Annotated in this window: 3 protein-coding genes; 2 read left to right on the forward strand and 1 reads right to left on the reverse strand. The window is 45.8% G+C overall.

The genetic code is table 11. The features are described 5' to 3' along the window. On the forward strand, window positions 1-1,464 hold a 1,464-nt coding region (locus STRDD04_RS05415), incomplete at its 5' end, for a RelA/SpoT family protein (RefSeq protein WP_062200013.1). A 49-nt stretch (window positions 1,465-1,513) separates the two neighbouring features. Next, window positions 1,514-1,957, forward strand: a complete 444-nt coding sequence (gene dtd / locus STRDD04_RS05420) for a D-aminoacyl-tRNA deacylase (protein WP_062200016.1) — start codon at window positions 1,514-1,516, stop codon at window positions 1,955-1,957. Between the two features lie 76 nt (window positions 1,958-2,033). Here dtd and STRDD04_RS10565 read toward each other — a convergent pair. Beyond that, a partial coding sequence (locus STRDD04_RS10565) for a transposase (RefSeq protein ID WP_197460082.1) occupies window positions 2,034-2,229 on the reverse strand: 196 nt, incomplete at its 5' end.

Genomic DNA, 2,229 nt, shown 5'->3' on the forward strand with positions numbered 1-2,229 from the left:
CAGGATAAGAAGAAGCGTTTTGATGAGATCTATGATTTGATTGCCATTCGCTGTATTTTGAAAACTCACAGTGATGTTTACGCCATGTTGGGCTATATCCATGAGCTCTGGAAACCAATGCCGGGGCGTTTCAAGGATTATATTGCCAATCGTAAGGCTAACGGCTATCAGTCTATCCATACGACGGTCTATGGGCCTAAAGGACCAATTGAATTTCAGATTCGGACCAAGGAAATGCACGAAGTGGCGGAGTATGGGGTCGCAGCCCATTGGGCTTATAAGAAAGGGATAAAAGGTCAGGTTAACAGCAAAGAGTCGGCCATCGGAATGAATTGGATCAAAGAACTGATGGAGCTCCAAGACCAGTCGGGAGATGCTCAGGAATTTGTCGATTCGGTCAAGGAAAGCTATTTGACAGAAGAGATTTATGTCTTTACGCCGAATGGCGAGGTGCGCTGTCTGCCCAAAGATTCTGGTCCGATTGACTTTGCTTATGAGATTCATACCAAGGTTGGGGAGAGGGCGACAGGAGCCAAGGTTAACGGCCGCATGGTGCCCCTGAATACCAAGCTGAAAACAGGGGATCAGGTGGAAATTGTCACCAATGCGAACTCCTTTGGGCCTAGCCGTGACTGGCTCAATATTGTCAAGACCAGCAAAGCCAGAAATAAAATCCGTCAATTCTTTAAAAATCAAGATAAGGAACTATCTATCTCCAAAGGGCGGGAGCTCTTGCAGGCTCAATTTCAGGAGCAGGGCTATGTTGCGAATAAGTACATGGACAAGAAGCACATGGAGGAAGTCCTGCAAAAGACCAGTTATAAGACCGAAGATGCGCTTTTTGCAGCGATTGGCTTCGGTGAGATTGGTGCTATCAGCATTTTCAACCGTCTGACGGAAAAAGAGCGCCGTGAGGAAGAGAGGGCCAAGGCCAGAGCAGAAGCTGAGGAATTGGTCAAGGGCGGTGAGGTCAAGGTCGAAAACAAAAAAGACACTCTCAAGGTCAAGCATGAAGGCGGTGTAGTGATTCAAGGGGCATCCGGTCTCCTGATTCGGATTGCCAAATGCTGTAACCCCGTGCCTGGTGACGACATTGTTGGTTACATTACCAAAGGCCGTGGTGTAGCTATTCACCGAGAAGATTGTATGAATCTCAAGGCTCAGGAAAATTACGAGCAGCGCTTGATTGAGGTGGAATGGGAAGACAACAACACGACCAAAGAATACACGGCCCATATTGATATTTATGGTCTCAATCGTTCTGGACTCCTCAACGATGTGCTGCAGGTCCTGTCTAATACCACCAAAAATATTTCAACAGTTAATGCTCAGCCGACCAAGGATATGAAATTTGCCAATATCCATGTTTCCTTTGGCATTGCCAATCTGTCCACGTTGACGACAGTGGTGGACAAGATTAAGAGTGTACCGGAAGTGTATTCTGTTAAGCGGACCAATGGCTAAAGTATGGGAATAATAGAGTAGATGTTAGTTATTAAATAAAGGAAAAGATATGAAAATCGTCATTCAGCGCGTGAAACGTGCGCAGGTCAGCATTGACCAACAGCTACATAGCAGGATTGAACAGGGACTCCTGCTCTTAGTCGGAGTGGGTCCTGACGATAGTCAGGAGGATATGGATTATGCTATCCGCAAGATTGTCAATATGCGAATTTTTTCTGATGCTGAGGGAAAGATGAACCTGTCCATTCAAGATATTGGTGGAGAGATTTTATCTATCTCCCAGTTCACCCTGCACGCAGATACGAGAAAGGGCAATCGGCCAGCCTTTATCAAGGCCGCACCACCAGAGATGGCTAGCAATTTTTATGATGCCTTCAATCTCGCCCTGCAGCAGGCAGTTCCGACCCGAACGGGCATTTTTGGCGCAGACATGCAGGTGGAGCTGGTGAATGATGGACCGGTGACCATTATCCTAGATACTAAGAATCGATGACATATAGCTCTTTATCACTTATAGTGGGTGACAAATGTTAACAGGCTCTTTGTCAACTGTAGTGGGTTGATGTCAGCTAACATCTGGAGAGGACCAAAAATGTCCTCTCCTTTTTGATATTCAAAGCGATGAGAATTCTAGTTCTAAAGTTGTCAAAGTTCCGAAATCCAAAAGCGTTGCGCTTGATAACCTTGATGAGGTTGTTAGTAGCCTCCAGTTTTGCATTTGAGTAAGGGAGTTCAAGAGCGTTGATAATTTTATCTTTGTCCTTG

The sequence above is a fragment of the Streptococcus sp. DD04 genome, assembly GCF_001578725.1.
In the GTDB taxonomy this organism is placed as follows: Bacteria; Bacillota; Bacilli; order Lactobacillales; family Streptococcaceae; genus Streptococcus; species Streptococcus sinensis.